Source organism: Pseudomonas baetica (assembly GCF_051216495.1).
In the GTDB taxonomy this organism is placed as follows: domain Bacteria; phylum Pseudomonadota; class Gammaproteobacteria; order Pseudomonadales; family Pseudomonadaceae; genus Aquipseudomonas; species Aquipseudomonas baetica_B.
In genome coordinates this window covers 1-16,461 of the sequence record NZ_JBPKAM010000072.1, presented here as the reverse complement: position 1 = coordinate 16,461, position 16,461 = coordinate 1, and the positions used below count along the sequence as shown (strand labels likewise).

Genomic DNA, 16,461 nt, shown 5'->3' with positions numbered 1-16,461 from the left:
GAGAAGTACGATGAACGATTTGCGTGTTAACTTCAGGCTAACCACCCCACAGGTGGAAAGCGACCCGCCGAAATTCATGATTTCTCCCCACTTTGGGGAGTTAGTCACCACCAACGGAACCCGTAGAATCAAAGTGTCTGCGGTTCCGAAGAGCTTCGCCAATACTAAGTACCTGCTGAAAGATCACCCTGATCTAAAAATCACACTGAGCGTTCATACAGAAGATACAAAATCGGAAGAGCTTTCAACTGAGCTAGACAGCATTTTGGAAGAAATCGTCGACTTCGATACGACGCCGCATGCAACTAACACAAAAACTAAAATCATTCTGCTATTGGCCAACCGCGAAAGTGTCACCCTCATAAGCACAGTAAACTTTCACACTGCAGTCGACACCGAACCCCCAACTCCCGCTACGGATGAAGGAGGAATCGCCACCCATCCAGCGGAAAGCGACAGAGACGACTCCGATTCAAACTCCGCCCCATTGCCTCCAGGCAGCTACAAGGTCAAGAACCCGATCACGCTGCAAAGGACGAGCCGCGCGCTGACCGGCGATGTGGCGTTGTGGTTGATGATCAAGATGAACGCCAACAACCTCAACTGGGACAACTACACGGCTCAGTTAGACCTGCTGTTCGGCCCTGACACCAAAGCGGACCACGCAATACTCAACGGCGCGCAACGTTTGAGCCGCCGCCGTTTTCTGCCGTTCACCGACACCGATGCCTACCGCGCACTCAAAGTCGCCACCGAGGCATTCGTCGTAACCTGGGGCGGTGTGGTCCCGGACAAACAGAATATTGATTCGGTCTTTGACCTGATCCAGAAAGACACGACCGCTATCAACATCGCGTCGGAACGGCTCGGCATCGATATCAGCCAGAATGGGCTCGTCAAGACCCTGACCAATCAGTATTTCGGCACTTCGTTCCCCCCGACGCTTCCCTATCTCACACGCGTTGTCGAGGGATTGCGGGGCACGGACGCAGAGTCGTCCGCCAAGGGCGCCAAGGAAGATGCCGAGAAACATAAATGGAATGATCAACCGACGACCATTTGTGGTGAAACCTGTTTGTGGCTGGCCCACCTGAATCAGGACTTCTCCGCAAAACTTGCCCGCCCTCCCCTTACCGAGCTGATCTGGAGCTACTGGATGGAGGAAATGCAGCTCGTGCAAACGATGAATGCGATTTCCCGTCGCTTCCAGAATGTGTCGAGCGGCCCCCGTGATCCGCTGGCCCAGTTCGAGCTCGATGCCGTGCGCCCGCTCAGTAACATGATCTGGGGCTGGGTTCAGGATGAACAGCACCGTCTGCCGATCGAGCGCCGAGCCGCCGAGTATCAGCATGAGTATGGCTTCCGGCTATTTGGTCGTGCCGTGCCAAGCACCCGCGCGGCGGACGTGCGCAGCAAGTTCCTCGCGGCGTTCCACACCCTGCTCAACCAGTGCGTACCGTTCTTTCGCCAGGCCGATGACACCACCGTCGTGCCGGACGGTTTCCCGCTCCTCAATGCACTGCGCGAAGTCCACCTGATCCTCTCGGAAGGTGCCCACAATCAGTTCCGCGATCTGCCAAGCACCTCGCGCATCGAGATGATGATGCAGCAGTGGATACTCGCACGGCAGGAGATGCGCGAATTCCTGCCGCGCCGCGCCATGATCGCGTATCCCGAGCCTTGGATGCACTCGGTGGAAAGCATGCGCAAGCTGCAAGGCTGGGGCGACACGAACACTTACCAGTTCTGGCAACTGGCGACGACCGGCGAGCAGATTGTCTCGTCCATACGCTGGGGCAACTGGAACGCGATCAACGACCCAACCAATGCGGCGAACTGGGCCGTGTTCTTCCGCCCCGAGATCCAGACGTACATCCACTCGTACCGTGCCGTCACCGGCATTGACGTGAGTGCTGAACCGGTCGACGTCCAGGTACCAGGCATTCATCTGATGCGTCGTCTTCATGAGCAGCAGGTGACCAAGATTGAGCGCCGGAGCACGGCACCATGATCGACTTCGCCTCCACGCTCTATTTGGGCATGCAGCATCCGTCCACGGAAGCGGGCAGCTACGACGCCCTCACGACGGGCACGCCGGCATCGCTCGCGGTATCGCCGCTCTGTGTCACGGTCGCGGCGCAAGCGGCGGCGCTCCAGGGCTGCGAGGCGGGCATGGTCGCGGCGTCGACGCTGCATCTGTCGATCGACGTGCTCGACCGGCTGGGGCGCACCCACGCGATCATTGCCGACGAAGCGCTCTATCCGGTCATGCGTTGGGGGCTGGAGCGCATCATGGGCCTCGGCGTTCCGGTCACCTGGTTCCGTCACGGCGACGCTGCCGATCTCGCGCGGCATATCCGGCCGTTGCCGCACACGCGGCCACCGGCCGTCATCGTCGACGCCACTGGCATCGATGGCTCGCCAGTGCCAATCCGTCGTTACCTTGCAATCGTCCGGCGCCATCGCGGTTTGCTGGCGATTGATCAAAGCCAGACGCTCGGCTTGCTGGGTGCGCGTCCTTGCGCATCGTATCCGTGGGGGCGCGGCGGTGGTGGTGTGCTGCGATACGCGGACATCGCGCCGGCGGAGCCAGTGTTGTTGCTCGCGTCGTGGGCAAAAGCATTTGGCGCACCGCTCGCCACGCTCTGTGGACCCGCCTCTCTCGTGGGCGAAATCGCACGCGATGGCCCGACGCAATCGCACTGCAGCGCGGCGAGCCAAAGCGCTTTACTCGCCGCGATGAACGCACTGGCGATCAACCAGCGTGACGGCGAGCGCCTGCGCACAGCGCTTTCGCGTCTGGTCGCCAGGCTCGACGACGGCCTGCGCTGGCTGGTACGTCACCGTTTGCCCGATCTGCAGACACTTCGGCGTTTTCATCCGTTACAACAAATCCGCCTCGATTCCACCGAGCGAACGGTGGGCCTGCACGCGGCCTTGCTTGCACGTGGTTTCCGCACGGCACTGTTGCGCCAGCGTGGGTCCCACTGCGCGCTGGCGGTGGTCGTGCGGGCCAACCATCGCGCGACGGACATTGACGCGCTGACCGCGGCAATTAGCGCGCTGGCACCTCGTTTGCCGCAGCCCCGGGAGCGTTCGACCCGCCCCGTATCAATGGAGGAATCCGGCCATGTTCAGAACCTCAGAGGGTGAAACGCTGGAGCTCGCACCCTGGCGCATGCGCCGCTTTCTCCGGCTCCTCGCCGACGCGCGCCGCTATCCAGCCGGTACGCCACCTCACGTACTGGTCCAGGACCTGCGCCAGATCATCGCCCGCGCACGCCGTGTGAATACGCAACCGCGCATCGGCACGGCGCGCTTTAACAGCACCGGCGCGTGCTGCAAGGCCTGTCTGCTCGCACAACAGAGGGATGGTGTGCTCACGCTGCTAGGCCTTGCCATCGAATCATTGCCTGAGGCGGCACACCCACGCGCAAGGGAAACGCCAGCGCTGGAATTCGAGGCTGCCGCCCGCTCAGCAACAATCAATCTTGAATGGGTACGCTATCCAACACTCGAGGCGGCAGTGAACACGGCGCGCGGGTCCGGCATTTATATCCTGCGACGAGGCGATCGGCCGGTCTACGTCGGACAAGCGGTGAGTCTGCAACGGCGTCTGGCAAGCCATCTGTGGTGCTCGCAGCGAATTCGCGATACAGGGCTCGCCGCGTGGGTGACCAACGTACCCAAAGCGGCCCTCTCGGCAGTCGAGCACACGCTCGTGCGGGCCTTGCGAGGGCGCGTGACCAACGCACAGCTTCAAACTCCGATGAATGTCGGCCCGGGCAAACTGGCGATTACCAATCTCCTGCCTGCAGGCCTGACTTCCCGTTACATCACCGACAATAAACTGATCCTGCCCAGCGGCAGCCAATTCGAGTGGGAATCATGATCGTCGACTTCCACGTGCACGCCGGAGAAGGCGACGGAATGACCGGGCCTTGGGATACCCACGCACCGCTCGATGCCTATGCGCAGCGCGCGCGCGCGGCGGGCATCACCCGCTCGGTGCTGTTGCCCGTGTTCCAGTCCGATTACACGCGAGGCAACCGTGAGATCGCCGCAATCGTGCGCACTGATCCGCGTCGATGGATAGGCTTTGCAATGGTGCACGCCGAACGTGACCGCGACCGCGTACACCGCATGATCGAAGAAGCCGTGGTCCGGCTTGGCCTGCGCGGCATCAAGATACATCGCCATGATGCGCGCATTCATCGCCAGGTCTGCGATGCAGCAAGGCACTGGCGCCTGCCGGTGCTCTACGACCCCGGTGGCGAAACGGGCGCGCTGAGTCTGCTTGCGCAGACCCATCCCGATGTTGCCTTTGTGTTCGCCCATCTCGGCAGCTTCGCCGACGACTGGGCCGCGCAACGACAGGTGATCGAACTGATCGCCCGCCACCCCAACCTTTTTGCGGACACTGCCGGTGTGCGCCGCTTCGATCTGCTCGAGGAAGCGTTCGCGCGGGCCGGCCCGGGCAAGCTCCTGTTCGGCTCCGATGGGCCGTGGCTGCATCCGGGGCTTGAGCTGGCGAAAATCCGCGCACTGCGGCCCACGCCCGCCGAATTCGCGGACATCGCCGGCGGTAACGCCATGCGGCTGATCAGGCGAGTACATGTGCAAGTCGATCCTGCGGCCTCTCGCCTCAGTTCATTGATCAGACCCCATCATTGACCCGCCTCCGGACCACGCATCTGCCGGCGCAACTGTAAAGCGCGCGGCGTGATCTGCAACAGTTCGGCGACGCGGCCGGTAGACCCGGCGCGCCGTTCAGCGATCTGAACCGCGAGCGCCTCTGCGATCTGCCCGATGTGCTTGAGGCCCAGCCCGGCATCGAGCGCACTCTCTACGGCACGCTCAAACGTCTTCTCCCAGCATTGGCCGTCATTTTTACGTTCAGTGTCGACGACAAGTCCGTCGAGACAGCCAGTGCTCAATACACAAAAGCCGTGCTGGCGCTCCGCCATTCGGCGTACGACATTCCGAAGCTCACGCACGTTGCCGCGATACTCGGCGTCCATCAGTTTGCGCATTACTTCCGGCATCACCTCGGGCACGGCATCGCCCTGTTCGGCGAGAAAATGAGTGACGAGCAGCGGAATATCTTCGCGCCGCTCAGCAAGGCTCGGCGCGCGTATCGTCCATTGGGTCATGCGAAAGTAAAGGTCACTGCGAAAGCGCCCCGCGCCCACTTCCGCCTCGAGATCGCGGTTGGTCGCACAGACAAGCCGGAAATCCGACTGCCGCCAGCTGTCCTCCCCCACGCGTTTATAGGCGTGCTCCTGGATCACGCGAAGCAGCCGCGCCTGCAAAGGCGGTTCGAGCTCGCCGACCTCGTCCAGAAAGAGCGTGCCGTGATCCGCGAGACCGACCGCACCTTCACGCGCTGCGACTGCGTGGGTGAACGCGCCCTTGGCGTGCCCAAACAATTCGCTACCCGATAACTCGGGGCTCAGCATGGTGCAATCGACTACGATGAACGGCCCTCGCCGGCGATCCCGATCCAGGTCGTGAATAAGCCGCGCAAGCAGTTCCTTACCGCATCCGCTTTCACCCAGTATCAGGCAGGCACCCTGTCCGAAGCGCCCCACCTCCGTCAGCGCACGCAAGGTACTGCGCCAGATGGGTGAGTCGCCGACGGCTCGCCGCTTGAGCCAGTTGGAGTTCAGCACCGCCTCCATTTCTGCGAGACGCGCCAGGCGCATCGCCACTTCGCCTAGCAGCACATCCTGATCGGATGCCGTGACGAGGTCGCAAACCGAAGCGGGCCACCACGGCTGTGGGCAACAAAGGTTGCGCGTGGCTCTGGTACACCCCACGATGAACGCATCCGGCATCGTTAAGCCACGCAGCCACTGATTCGCCGCTGTGCTCACACGATCGGCGTGCGAAAACACCACGACCACTTGCAAACCTTCTCCGCTGCCAGACACATCGACATGCTCGGGCAAGCCGTGCTCATGTAACAACTTGCCAAGACGCTGCGAATCCTCTTCATACAGAACGACGCGCATCTTGCACCTCACTCTGCGGTGTCTGAAGGTGCAACGCGCATGGTGTTGCCCTCAGGCTGCATCGCGGCACTGCCACGGCACTGCCGCCCCACCGTCATACAGCGTTCATCAACAGCATTGCGAACACTTAAACAATGCAGCCAGCCGGTCCGTTTTGTGCACGGGTCAGAACTTGAAGTTAACGTTCTCCCAATAAGGTAATCCGGGCCGGCTGACCCTGTGATGACATGATGGATCCAGTGAACGCTAGTACATAAAGTTGATCAGATAAAGGACAACGAAAAAAAGACTTCCTGATTTGGAGGAAGCAGATGACCTTCACCGACGCCAGGTACGCCGGTCAACGCAAACGGACTCGCAAGGCGTTGTTCCTGATCAAAATGGATCAGGTGGTGCTCTGGAAGGGACTGATCGAGCGGCACTGCTCGACGTCGAAGGATAAAGGCCGTCGTCCGACCCGATGGTGATATCAGTAAAGAAAAAGCCCGGCTTTTGGCCGGGTCTTTTTTTGCCAGTTTTCTGGCTTATGGCTTCAGGCTAATGAAGTCTTTACGTGCTGCAAATTCGATGGCGCGGATGATATCAAAAGAATATTCGTTGGCAAGAGAAGCCGTTGGTCATAAGGGCAAACTAATGGCAAATAGCACTTGAGAATCAATTGCATACTCTCTAAGCTGGGTCCGCGTCAAGGAGGACGCCCCCCTTACCTGCGCTGTAGGAGCGGGCTTGCTCGCGATGAAATCCGGAACGCCATGGGGCATCAGGCACCCAGCGTTATCGTTAGCGACCATCGCGAGCAAGCTCGCTCCTACAACCTCAATACACCGCGATATGTGAATCCGTTCGCGGCTCCGTCCCGCCACACAGCACGCCGGTTTCAGGATCGCGCAGAATGATTTGTCCACGTCCGTAACTGGTCAGGTCGCAGGCGACCTCCACCGCGTGCCCGCGACGCGCCAGCGCCGCCGCCATGTCCCGCGAGGCGTCCTGTTCGATGCCGACCTTCAATCCGCCTAACCATTGCCAGCGTGGTGCATCCAGTGCCGCTTGCGGATTGAGCCCGAAATCCACGAGGTTCATCACCATCTGCACATGCCCTTGCGGTTGCATGTAACCGCCCATCACCCCGAAAGGCCCCATTGCCTCACCGTCCTTGCTGAGGAATCCAGGAATGATGGTGTGGAAAGTCTTCTTGCCCGGTGCCAGGCAATTCGCATGCACCGGATCCAGGCTGAATTCCTCACCCCGGTTTTGCAGGGCGATACCGCTGTCAGGCAAAGCCACACCGGAACCGAAACCGTGATAGTTGCTCTGGATGAAGGACACCATGTTGCCTTCGGCGTCGGCAGTGGCCAGATACACCGTGCCGCTGGCATGGGGATCGCCCGGTTGCGGCGCCACGGCTCGCTCGCCGATCTGCGACCGGCGATGAGCCGCATAGTGGTCGCTGAGCAAGTCGTCCACGGCAACGCGCATGTGCTCAGGATCCGTGATGTAGTGCAAGCCATCGCTGTAAGCGAGCTTCATGGCTTCGAGTTGGTGGTGCCAGGTTTGCTGGCTATCGCGATGATCGAAGTCGAAGCCTTCGAGAATCTTCAGCGTCATCAATGCCACGAGGCCCTGGCCGCTCGGTGGAATCTCCCAGACATCGACACCGCGATAATTGACCTTGATCGGTTCGACCCATTGCGCGCGGTAATCCTGCAGGTCACTGGCGCGCAAATAGCCGCCCGTGGCCCGGGAGTGCGCATCCAGCCGCTGCGCCAGGGCGCCACGATAGAAACTCTCGCAACCGGTAGCCGCCAGCTCACTCAGGGTTCGCGCCTGGGCCGGGTTGCGGAACAGCTCGCCGGCACGAGGCGCTCGGCCGTCAATCAGAAAGGTGTCGAACCAGCTTTCCAGTACCTCATTGCGATCGGGAGTGAAGTCTTCCAGAGCGGATTGCCATTGCAAGGCAACCACCGGCGATACGGGAAAACCATCCCGCGCCAGACTGATCGCCGGTTGCAGCAAATCGGCAAACGGCAGTCGGCCAAAACGCGAGGACAGCTCCGCCCAGGCCGACGGACAACCGGGAACGGTCACCGGTGTCCAGCCGTGCAACGGCATCTTTTCATGGCCCGCGGCTTTCACCGCTTCGATGCTCAGGGCTTGCGGTGCCGCACCGTTGGCGTTCAAACCGTGCAGTTTGTTTTGCGTCCAGACCAGAGCAAAGGCATCGCCACCGATGCCGCAACCGGTGGGTTCGACCACCGTCAGCGCCGCCGCCGTGGCAATGGCCGCGTCGATGGCATTGCCGCCGCGACGCATGATCTCGATTCCCGCTTCGGCGGCCAGGGGCTGGGAAGCGGCGACCATGCCGCGCTTGGCGAAGACACTTTGACGCTGTGACGCGTAAGGATATTCATGGGCAGAAAATGTGAACATGGCAGGACTCACGCAAATTGGTTTGATGGGTTCACAGCACGCGACTGAGAAACGCTCGCGTACGGGCATGGCTGGGCTGACTGAAGATCTGCTCGGGCGGGCCTTGCTCGATCAGTTCGCCCTGATCGAGCACCACCACCCGGTCGGCCACTTCGCGGGCGAAGCCCATTTCGTGGGTCACCACGACCATGGTCATGCCCTCCTCGGCCAACTCCTTCATGACTTGCAGCACTTCGCCCACCGTTTCCGGATCGAGGGCACTGGTGGGTTCATCGAACAACATCGCCTGGGGTTTCATGGCCAGGGCACGAGCAATGGCCACCCGTTGCTGCTGGCCACCGGACAGCATCGACGGGTAGTGATCGGCCTTCTCCGCCAACCCGACCCTCTTAAGCAGCGCCCGCGCCTGCTCCACCGCCGCCGCACGGGCGACGCCCAGCACATGGATGGGCGCTTCGATGATGTTTTCCAGGGCGGTCATGTGCGGGAACAGGTTGAAACGCTGAAAGACCATGCCGATGTCCCGGCGCTGGCGGGCGATGTTGCGCTCCGAATCCCGCGCCAGACTGCCATCGGCGCGGGTGCGATAACCCATCGGCTGACCAGCGACGCGGATCTGTCCGGACTGAATCTCTTCCAGCAGGTTGATGCAGCGGATAAAAGTGGTTTTGCCGGAGCCGGATGCACCGATCAGCACCACCACTTCACCGCGCCGCACTTGCAGGGAAATGCCCTTGAGAATCTGCAGGTCACCGAACGACTTGTGAATGTCCAGCGCTTCGATGACCAGTTCTTCACTCATGTGCGCCATCTCAACGCCCCCTCAACAGTTTCATGGTGTTGCGACCGAACATCCGGCTGGCCGCTGGAGCCGGGCGATCCGACTGGCCGAAGCGCGTTTCGAGCCAGCGCTGAAAAAAGCCCCAGAGTGTGGTCAAGGCCAGGAAGTAGATGGCCACCACCAAGTACAGCTCGAACACCCGGAACGTCGCCGAAGTCACCATTTGCGTACTGAGCAGCAGCTCCTGAACCCCGATGACACTCACCAGCGTGGTGTTTTTCAGCATCACGTTGAACTCGTTGCCCAACGGCGGCACGATCACGCGGAACGCCTGGGGCAACACGACACGCCGCATCAGTTTGGGAAAGGTCATGCCCAGGGAACGCCCGGCTTCGTACTGCCCCTTGTCCACGGCGCCGATACCGGCACGAATGATCTCGGCCATGTACGCGCCTTCATTGAGACCCAGGGCGATGATTGCCGCCTGAATGTTTCCAGGCACGACGATCCAGCCCAAGTCCAGGTCTTCGAAGCGGAAAATCCCCCCCGCCGCCAAGGCCGTGTACAGGAACACGATCTGCACCAGCAACGGCGTGCCGCGCATCAACCAGACATAAAAGCGCACCGGGTATTGCAGCAGCGGGTTACTCGACAGCTTCATCAAGGCCGCGATGAGCCCCAGGACGCAGCCGAGCAACATCGCCGAAACGCTGATCAGGCAGGTCAGCCACAGCCCTGTCAGGTAGACATCGCTGGGCTGCAACAGGTACTGCCAGAACACATCCCAATTGAAGTTCATCAGGTTTGCCCTCAGTCCAGTTTGTCGCTGTCGACATGCCATTTACTGAGGAGCGCGGCGTAACTGCCGTCGGCGCGCATGCCTTGCAGCACTTCGGTCAATGCCACCGTCAGCTGCGGATCGCTTTTGCGCACGCCAAAACCGGTGAGGATGCGATTGAACGCCGGCACCGCCGACTGGAACAGATCCGGGGCCAGTTGCTGATAGTGGCCGGCGGACTCGACCGTGGTGCCGAAGGCGTCCACCTGATTGATGCGCAAGGCCTGGAAAGCGTCGGCGTCGACGTTGTACACCACCAGCTTCATCGGTGCCTTGCCGGCGGCTTCGAGTTTTTCGTTTTCCTTGCCCAGCAACACACGGATGGTCGAACCGTTGCTGACGGCGACCTTGAGCCCGGACAAATCCTCCAGCGTGTTCACCCCTTTCGGATTGCCCTTGGGCACCACGATGGATTGGCTGGAGTACATGAAGTTGACGATGTCGATCACCTCGCGGCGCTCGGGTTTGTCGAACAACTGGTCGACGATCATGTCGCACTGTTGCGCCAACAAGGCGGGAATCAGCCCGGCGAAGGGCGAGATACGCCATTCAACCTTTTTGTCCCCCAGGCGTTGGGCAATCGCTTCACCCATATCGACCTGCAGCCCCACCGGTTTCTGCTTCATGTCGAACGACACCAGCGGTGGCGAATCCATGCCGGAGCAATAGACGATCTTCTCGCTCTTGCTTAATCGCTCGGGCAACTCGGGGGCGGCGAGCGCCCATTGCGAACACAGACTCAAGGAAAGAACAGCAGCTAACGCGCAAGGCTTGTGCATGGCAAAACTCCAAGTGGCTGCAACGAAAATCCCTTGTAGGAGCTGGCTTGCCAGCGATTGGGCCCTTGAGTCTTACTTCGCTCATTTAGTCGCCATCGCCAGCAAGCCGGCTCTTACAGGGGGTGTAGGTGTCGGATCTATTGATGAGCTTCGAGAAACTGAATCAGTCGCGGAATGGTGCCCTCGATGTGCTCGCACACCACGGCGGCGGCCTTGTCCGGGTCGCCGGAACGCAGTGCGTCAATGATCGAGGCGTGCTCGTCCCGGGCGCTGCGGGGTTTGTCGGCGTGTTGCAGCCACAGGCGCATGTGCGGCTCGATCACCGAATACAGCGCCGAAATCTGCCGCATCAGGCGCGGACGCTCACTCAGGCTGCACAGGTATTCATGGAAGGCGCGATGCCGGCTCACCCACTCGGCACCGTCCTCGCGGTAGTCGTCCATTTCATCGAGCATGCGTTCCAGATGGCTGAAATGGCGCTCGGTGATGTTCGTCATGGCGACGCGAATGGCCAAGCCTTCCAGGGCGCTGCGCATCTCGAACACTTCACGCATTTCATCGACATTCAGGCCGCGGACGATGGCGCCGCGATTGGGCCGCAACGTCACCAGGCCATCGGCATCCAGTCGCCGGAAGGCCTCGCGCACCGGCATGCGGCTCATGCCGATCTCCCCGGCGATGTCCTCGGCGATCAATCGCTCGCCTGTGCGGTAACGGCCTTTGCAAATGGCTTCGAGTAGAAAGTTGTAGGCCTCTTCCTCGGCGGTCACGGGCTGGCGCTCGGTATAGGCAGGAGCGAATTTCATCAGATGCACCTTTTGTATTTTTGTATCCAATTATCCATAAAGCCAAAAAAGCACATTGCATGCCAGATTCCGCGCGCGGCGTGCAGGTGTTTGATTGGATTGATTTATCAGCGAGCAGAAAGGGCTAATCCGTCGTTGGACGCCGGGCAGGTACGAGTTGAAATGCCCCATGTTGTCACCTGATTGCCACAAAAGGGGGCGAGCGGTAACACGACCGATCGCTATGCTGTGACTGTAAACGGTGCGCTAAAGGGCGAGCGGCAGATCAATTGTGCAACGGGCGGTGAATCGTTTTTTCTGCGCTCCTAAGCCCCTGCTCTTGCGTGTAAAGTAGCCGCCATAAAAATCTGAATCAGGAACCCTGACCGTGGCTAAAACTCTCGACATCACTGCCAACTTCGACAGCGGCAACATCCAGGTGATCGATGTCAGCGATCCGCTCAAACCCCTGCTGGCCATTCGACCCGACACCAAAAGCAACCACTTTCAATGGTTCCACTTCAAGGCCAGCGGCCTGCACGTTGGCCAGGAGCACTGGTTTCGCCTGACCAATGCCAGCCAGTCTTCCTACAACAAAGCCTGGACGGGTTATCAAGCCCGGGCTTCCTACGATCACGTCAACTGGTTCCAGGTCCCGACCATTTTTGAAGGCGACTGCCTGCGCTTCTGCCTTGAAGCCGAACAGACCCATGCCTGGTTCGCCTACTTCGAACCCTACAGTCGCGGTCGCCACGACTGGCTGATCGAACAGGCGCTGACCAAGGCCGGCACCGAACTGCTGGCCACCGGCAAAAGCGTCGAAGGCCGTGACATTCAACTGTTGCGTAAAGGCACAGGCGCCGAAGGCCGTCGCAAGGTGTGGATCATTGCCCAGCAACACCCCGGCGAGCACATGGCCGAATGGTTCATGGAAGGTGTGATCGAGCGTCTGGAACACCACGGCGACCCGGTACTTAAAAAGCTGCTGGCCAGCGCCGACCTGTACCTGGTGCCGAACATGAACCCGGATGGTGCCTTCCACGGTCACCTGCGCACCAACGCCATGGGCCAGGACCTGAACCGCGCCTGGCAGAACGCCAGCCCGGAGATCAGCCCGGAAGTCTTCTTCGTTCAGCAGCAGATGGAAAAGTACGGCGTCGACATGTTCATCGACGCCCACGGCGACGAAGAAATCCCCCACGTCTTCACCGCCGCTTGCGAAGGCAATCCGGGTTACACACCGCGGATCGCAAAACTCGAAGAGCAATTCCGCAACCACCTGAAGCACACCACCAAGGACTTCCAGACCAAACACGGCTACACCCGCGACGAACCGGGCCAGGCCAATATGACCCTGGCCTGCAACGCCGTTGGCCAGAAGTACGACTGCCTGTCCCTGACCCTGGAAATGCCGTTCAAGGACCATGACGATCACCCGAACGCGGAGACTGGCTGGTCGGGTAAGCGCTCGAAGCAGTTGGGCAAGGATGTGTTGACCACCGTTGCCGAGATGGTTGACTCGTTGCGCTGATCTCTCACGGAAGGCTGCATGCCCTGTGTGCAGCCATCCCCCCTAATTTCAATGCACACCACAGCACCTGTGGGAGCGAGCCTGCTCGCGAAAGCGGTCTGTCCGTCAATATTTCTACTGAATGTACCGCCGTCTTCGCGAGCAGGCTCGCTCCCACAGGTTTTACTTACTACCGATCAACCGCGATCCTTCCCCCGCAACATGCTCTCCAACACGCCATCGCGGCGTACCCAGCCATGGAACAGCGCCGCCGCCAGATGCAGCAGCACCGTCAGAAACAGCAGATACGCCAGATATCCATGGGCCTTGCGCAGGAACGCGAACACCTGTGCGTTCGCCGAGACAATCGATGGCAACTGCAATGAACTGCTGAGCATCACCGGTTCGCCCGAAGCCGAGATCATCGCCCAGCCCAGCAACGGCAAAACCAGCATCAAGGCATACAACAACACATGGGAAGCCTTGGCCGCCAGCGATTGCCAACCCGGCAGGTCGGCGGGCAACGGTGGTTGTTGCGTGGAGAAGCGCACCGCCAGGCGAACGATCACCAACAGCAGAATCGCAGCGCCCAAAGGCTTGTGCAGGTGGATCAGCCATTCATGGCGTTCAGAAACCGAGGCGACCATGCCCGCGCCGATAAACAGCATGGCAATGATCATCAACGCCATCAGCCAGTGCAGCAGGCGCGCCAGGGGAGCGAAGTGATTGGATTGAGTACTCATTGTTGTGCCTCCTGCTTGGCGGCGGGCAATTGGCTGACTTCGCTGGTGCGACGCAGGTAAGAAGTGGCGTAGGCGGCTGAACGCGCAGCGAGCAACGGATCGTCGGACCCTTCGATGCCAGCGGGTAACACCAGCGGGTCATAGTTGATGTCGCGGCACTCGCCACTGAGTTGCGGCTGAATTTTCTCCAGTACCAGCGTGCCCGCATTCAGCACCTTGCGCCCTTCGGGCCAGGCTTTGCTGGCGTCGTTGACCGGGTCGCCGGGGTTGGCCAGGGTGATCATCAACTGCCAACGCAAGGGGCCGGCGGCGATGCGCTGCACCAGGTCTTTTTCGAGGAAATCGCCCCCCTCCGGCGCGGTCGCCCCCGGCGCATCCACCGCCTGCGGCACCATGTTCCAGCGCACCGCCTGTTTTTGACCGGCAGCGTTGACCAGATAAAACGCGTTGACGCTGTTGTAGGTTTCCGTCACATAACTGGCTGAGGGTTTCGCGGTTTTGACCCAGGCCAGGAAGGGTGCGGCTTCCGGGTGCGAACCGAAGAACGCCGGCACCGCCGCCGGGTCGGGTTTGCCGGTCGAGGGCAGCGGCGACTGCGCCTGCTGCAACTGATAAAACGCCTCGGGCGTGCCCACTGGAAATACCGGCATGCTGTTCATCCCGGTCCGCCATTGTTGGCCGTTGGCCTGGGTGAAACGCAGCGCCATGCTGCGGATCGGTATGGCGCTATCCGGCGCGTAGGGATTGCCCGGCGGCAAGGCCAATCGGCCAACCACCGGCGTGCGCGCCTCGTTGAAGACCTGCGCGGTGGAGTAACTGCGCGCCTCGCCACTGCTCTCGAAATGGCCGATCACGCAGACGCCCTTGGCGTGGTTGCGCCGAAATCCCGGATGCACACCATTGTTTGTTTCCAGCACGTTGACCAGCTTTTTCGGGGTCAGGCGCTGTGGGTCAAAGGTGCCGTTGACGTAGGCAAACGCCCCCGCCACGACAGCGACAACCACGGCAATGCCCGCCAGACGCAACGCGATGCTGGCGGCACTCAAGGGTGGCGATGATGATCGATCTACCATGAAAGACTCCCGGGCCATCGGCCACATGTGAGAAGAATCAAGCAGACGAACCGCACAAGGGTTTATTCCCTCGCACGGTATTTATTTTTTCGGGCGTGGAATAACCTCCCACGCCAAGCGTCTTCCTGGTTCATAGCGTAGTAACTGACCAGCACTTCATGAACGACATCGACGAACAACTGAGAGAAATCATTCCCAGATTGCGGCGGTTTGCCGTGTCGCTGACACGCAATACCAGCAGCGCCGACGATCTGGTGCAGTCGAGCCTTGAGCGCGCGTTGTCGAGCTGGAGCGACAAACGCCCCGACGGCGACTTGCGCGCCTGGCTGTTCGCGATTCTGTATCGGCAGTTTCTCGACGCTCACCGTCGCTCCCGGCGCTATGCGCGGATGCTCGAATTTTTTACCGGACGCGAGGATGCGCAGCCTTCGGTGGAGCGCACCGTGATCGCCCAATCGACCCTCAATGCCTTCGACCAACTGCCCACCGAACAGCGCGCGCTGCTGCTGTGGGTGTCGGTGGAAGGCCTGAGTTATAAAGAGGTCGCCGAGATTCTCGACGTACCCACCGGCACCGTGATGTCCCGCCTGTCCCGGGCCCGCCAGGCCCTGCGCCAACTCAGCGATGGCGAAATCACCCGCCCTGCCCTGCGGAGACTCAAATGATCAGCATGCCCCCCAGCGAGCGTGACCTGCACGCCTACGTCGACCATCAACTCAGTGATGCCGACCGACAGCTCGTGGACACGTTTCTCGCCAGCCACCCGGACATGGGTGCACAAGTACGCGCCTGGCAGCAAGACGCCCAGCAACTGCGCGCTGCGCTCAGTGGCGCCTTGCAGCAATCGGCCAACCCGGATCTCGATCCTGCCGTGATCCGCCAACGCCTCAAACGTCAGTCCCGGCGTCACCTGGCCAGTGCGGCGGTGTTGCTGATCGCGGTCAGCATCGGCGGGTTCAGCGGCTGGAAGGCGCGGGAAGTGACCCTCCTGAGCGCAGCGCAACCGATGGCCGATGCCATGCAGGCTTACCGCTTGATTGCCGAGCAAGGGATACTGCCCGCTGACTTTAAGGCCAGTGATGACAGCGATATGCAGGGTTGGCTCGACCGCTATTTCACCCAGGCCAATCGCTTGCCGGACCTGACCGGCGCCGGGTTCAAACCGGTGAGCGGCCGTCTGCTCAGCACCGATCAAGGACCGGCGGCGATGGTGGTGTATGAGGATCAGGGCGGGCACAAGATCAGCTTCTATGTGCGCCCACCAGGACCGAAAAACTTCCTGCTGCCCAGGGGCAGTCGCAGCGATGGCGGGTTGCAGGCCGAATACTGGTCCGGGGGCGGCTACAACTATGCGATGGTCAGCCCGACGGATACGCCGGCGGCGCGGATGCTCAGGCAGACCACAAACTTCTGATCGCCCCCAATCCTTTGGATAGAGCTTTCTGTGGGAGCGAGCCTGCTCGCGAAGACGGTGTGCCAGTCACCATTGAAGTCAGCTGACACGTCGCTTT

At 60.8% G+C, this 16,461-nt stretch carries 15 protein-coding genes and 1 pseudogene; 8 read left to right on the top strand and 8 right to left on the bottom strand.

Features of this window, described 5'->3' with window-relative positions:
• Positions 1 to 10: 10 nt before the first annotated feature.
• The 4 genes from ACSFE6_RS22305 to ACSFE6_RS22290 are packed head-to-tail and all read left to right on the top strand — an operon-like array spanning position 11 to position 4,674.
• On the top strand, positions 11 to 2,011 hold the full coding sequence (locus tag ACSFE6_RS22305; RefSeq protein ID WP_435429601.1) for a hypothetical protein: 2,001 nt from the start codon (positions 11 to 13) through the stop codon (positions 2,009 to 2,011).
• Positions 2,008 to 3,153, top strand: coding sequence for a hypothetical protein (locus tag ACSFE6_RS22300; protein WP_435429600.1), 1,146 nt, complete (start codon positions 2,008 to 2,010; stop codon positions 3,151 to 3,153). The genes ACSFE6_RS22305 and ACSFE6_RS22300 overlap by 4 nt, the downstream gene beginning before the upstream one ends.
• A complete protein-coding gene (locus ACSFE6_RS22295; RefSeq protein ID WP_435429599.1) occupies positions 3,131 to 3,892 on the top strand; it encodes a GIY-YIG nuclease family protein in 762 nt (253 codons plus the stop codon). Before ACSFE6_RS22300 ends, ACSFE6_RS22295 begins: the two co-directional genes overlap by 23 nt.
• Positions 3,889 to 4,674, top strand: coding sequence for an amidohydrolase family protein (locus ACSFE6_RS22290; RefSeq protein ID WP_435429598.1), 786 nt, complete (start codon positions 3,889 to 3,891; stop codon positions 4,672 to 4,674). The genes ACSFE6_RS22295 and ACSFE6_RS22290 overlap by 4 nt, the downstream gene beginning before the upstream one ends.
• Here the strand turns inward: ACSFE6_RS22290 and ACSFE6_RS22285 are convergent.
• A complete protein-coding gene (locus tag ACSFE6_RS22285) occupies positions 4,668 to 6,014 on the bottom strand; it encodes a sigma 54-interacting transcriptional regulator (RefSeq protein ID WP_435429597.1) in 1,347 nt (448 codons plus the stop codon). The two genes, ACSFE6_RS22290 and ACSFE6_RS22285, sit on opposite strands and share 7 nt — an antisense overlap.
• Positions 6,015 to 6,325: 311 nt before the next feature.
• Between ACSFE6_RS22285 and ACSFE6_RS22280 the strand changes: the two are divergent.
• A pseudogene (locus ACSFE6_RS22280) lies at positions 6,326 to 6,469 on the top strand (IS5/IS1182 family transposase); the annotation flags it as partial.
• A gap of 361 nt (positions 6,470 to 6,830) precedes the next feature.
• On the opposite strand, the gene ACSFE6_RS22275 reads toward ACSFE6_RS22280, so the two are convergent.
• The 5 genes from ACSFE6_RS22275 to ACSFE6_RS22255 form a co-directional block, all read right to left on the bottom strand.
• Positions 6,831 to 8,441 carry a gamma-glutamyltransferase family protein gene (locus ACSFE6_RS22275; protein WP_435429596.1) on the bottom strand — a complete coding sequence of 537 codons (1,611 nt, stop codon included), beginning with the start codon at positions 8,439 to 8,441 and terminating at the stop codon, positions 6,831 to 6,833.
• Positions 8,442 to 8,472: 31 nt separating this feature from the next.
• On the bottom strand, positions 8,473 to 9,252 hold the full coding sequence (locus tag ACSFE6_RS22270; protein WP_110963780.1) for an amino acid ABC transporter ATP-binding protein: 780 nt from the start codon (positions 9,250 to 9,252) through the stop codon (positions 8,473 to 8,475).
• A 1-nt stretch (position 9,253) separates the two neighbouring features.
• Positions 9,254 to 10,021, bottom strand: coding sequence for an amino acid ABC transporter permease (locus tag ACSFE6_RS22265; protein WP_095192757.1), 768 nt, complete (start codon positions 10,019 to 10,021; stop codon positions 9,254 to 9,256).
• 11 nt (positions 10,022 to 10,032) lie between these two features.
• Positions 10,033 to 10,839, bottom strand: a complete 807-nt coding sequence (locus ACSFE6_RS22260) for an ABC transporter substrate-binding protein (protein WP_435429595.1) — start codon at positions 10,837 to 10,839, stop codon at positions 10,033 to 10,035.
• A gap of 137 nt (positions 10,840 to 10,976) precedes the next feature.
• On the bottom strand, positions 10,977 to 11,645 hold the full coding sequence (locus ACSFE6_RS22255; RefSeq protein WP_435429594.1) for a GntR family transcriptional regulator: 669 nt from the start codon (positions 11,643 to 11,645) through the stop codon (positions 10,977 to 10,979).
• Between the two features lie 361 nt (positions 11,646 to 12,006).
• On the opposite strand from ACSFE6_RS22255, the gene ACSFE6_RS22250 reads away from it, so the two are divergent.
• Positions 12,007 to 13,155, top strand: a complete 1,149-nt coding sequence (locus ACSFE6_RS22250; RefSeq protein ID WP_435429614.1) for a M14 family metallopeptidase — start codon at positions 12,007 to 12,009, stop codon at positions 13,153 to 13,155.
• 176 nt (positions 13,156 to 13,331) lie between these two features.
• On the opposite strand, the gene ACSFE6_RS22245 is transcribed toward ACSFE6_RS22250, so the two are convergent.
• Together ACSFE6_RS22245 and ACSFE6_RS22240 are read right to left on the bottom strand one after the other, a co-directional pair.
• Positions 13,332 to 13,877 carry a cytochrome b gene (locus tag ACSFE6_RS22245; RefSeq protein ID WP_435429593.1) on the bottom strand — a complete coding sequence of 182 codons (546 nt, stop codon included), beginning with the start codon at positions 13,875 to 13,877 and terminating at the stop codon, positions 13,332 to 13,334.
• On the bottom strand, positions 13,874 to 14,950 hold the full coding sequence (locus ACSFE6_RS22240; RefSeq protein ID WP_435429592.1) for a catalase family peroxidase: 1,077 nt from the start codon (positions 14,948 to 14,950) through the stop codon (positions 13,874 to 13,876). The genes ACSFE6_RS22245 and ACSFE6_RS22240 overlap by 4 nt, the downstream gene beginning before the upstream one ends.
• A gap of 158 nt (positions 14,951 to 15,108) precedes the next feature.
• Here ACSFE6_RS22240 and ACSFE6_RS22235 point away from each other — a divergent pair, with 158 nt between their 5' ends.
• Positions 15,109 to 15,615 (top strand): sigma-70 family RNA polymerase sigma factor, encoded by a 507-nt coding sequence (locus tag ACSFE6_RS22235; protein WP_435429591.1) that lies wholly within the window; start codon positions 15,109 to 15,111, stop codon positions 15,613 to 15,615.
• The gene (locus ACSFE6_RS22230; protein ID WP_435429590.1) at positions 15,612 to 16,364 is read left to right on the top strand and encodes an anti-sigma factor family protein; all 753 of its coding nucleotides are present in this window, start codon (positions 15,612 to 15,614) and stop codon (positions 16,362 to 16,364) included. The genes ACSFE6_RS22235 and ACSFE6_RS22230 overlap by 4 nt, the downstream gene beginning before the upstream one ends.
• Positions 16,365 to 16,461 lie beyond the last annotated feature (97 nt).

Excerpts from the sequence above, each read along its gene's own strand:
- ACSFE6_RS22265 (WP_095192757.1), bottom strand. The coding sequence starts at position 10,021 with ATGAACTTCAATTGGGATGTGTTCTGGCAGTACCTGTTGCAGCCCAGC.
- ACSFE6_RS22300 (WP_435429600.1), top strand. The coding sequence starts at position 2,008 with ATGATCGACTTCGCCTCCACGCTCTATTTGGGCATGCAGCATCCGTCC.
- ACSFE6_RS22270 (WP_110963780.1), bottom strand. The coding sequence starts at position 9,252 with ATGGCGCACATGAGTGAAGAACTGGTCATCGAAGCGCTGGACATTCAC.
- ACSFE6_RS22305 (WP_435429601.1), top strand. The coding sequence starts at position 11 with ATGAACGATTTGCGTGTTAACTTCAGGCTAACCACCCCACAGGTGGAA.
- ACSFE6_RS22260 (WP_435429595.1), bottom strand. The coding sequence starts at position 10,839 with ATGCACAAGCCTTGCGCGTTAGCTGCTGTTCTTTCCTTGAGTCTGTGT.
- ACSFE6_RS22295 (WP_435429599.1), top strand. The coding sequence starts at position 3,131 with ATGTTCAGAACCTCAGAGGGTGAAACGCTGGAGCTCGCACCCTGGCGC.
- ACSFE6_RS22255 (WP_435429594.1), bottom strand. The coding sequence starts at position 11,645 with ATGAAATTCGCTCCTGCCTATACCGAGCGCCAGCCCGTGACCGCCGAG.
- ACSFE6_RS22245 (WP_435429593.1), bottom strand. The coding sequence starts at position 13,877 with ATGAGTACTCAATCCAATCACTTCGCTCCCCTGGCGCGCCTGCTGCAC.
- ACSFE6_RS22240 (WP_435429592.1), bottom strand. The coding sequence starts at position 14,950 with ATGGTAGATCGATCATCATCGCCACCCTTGAGTGCCGCCAGCATCGCG.
- ACSFE6_RS22235 (WP_435429591.1), top strand. The coding sequence starts at position 15,109 with ATGAACGACATCGACGAACAACTGAGAGAAATCATTCCCAGATTGCGG.
- ACSFE6_RS22290 (WP_435429598.1), top strand. The coding sequence starts at position 3,889 with ATGATCGTCGACTTCCACGTGCACGCCGGAGAAGGCGACGGAATGACC.
- ACSFE6_RS22275 (WP_435429596.1), bottom strand. The coding sequence starts at position 8,441 with ATGTTCACATTTTCTGCCCATGAATATCCTTACGCGTCACAGCGTCAA.
- ACSFE6_RS22285 (WP_435429597.1), bottom strand. The coding sequence starts at position 6,014 with ATGCGCGTCGTTCTGTATGAAGAGGATTCGCAGCGTCTTGGCAAGTTG.
- ACSFE6_RS22230 (WP_435429590.1), top strand. The coding sequence starts at position 15,612 with ATGATCAGCATGCCCCCCAGCGAGCGTGACCTGCACGCCTACGTCGAC.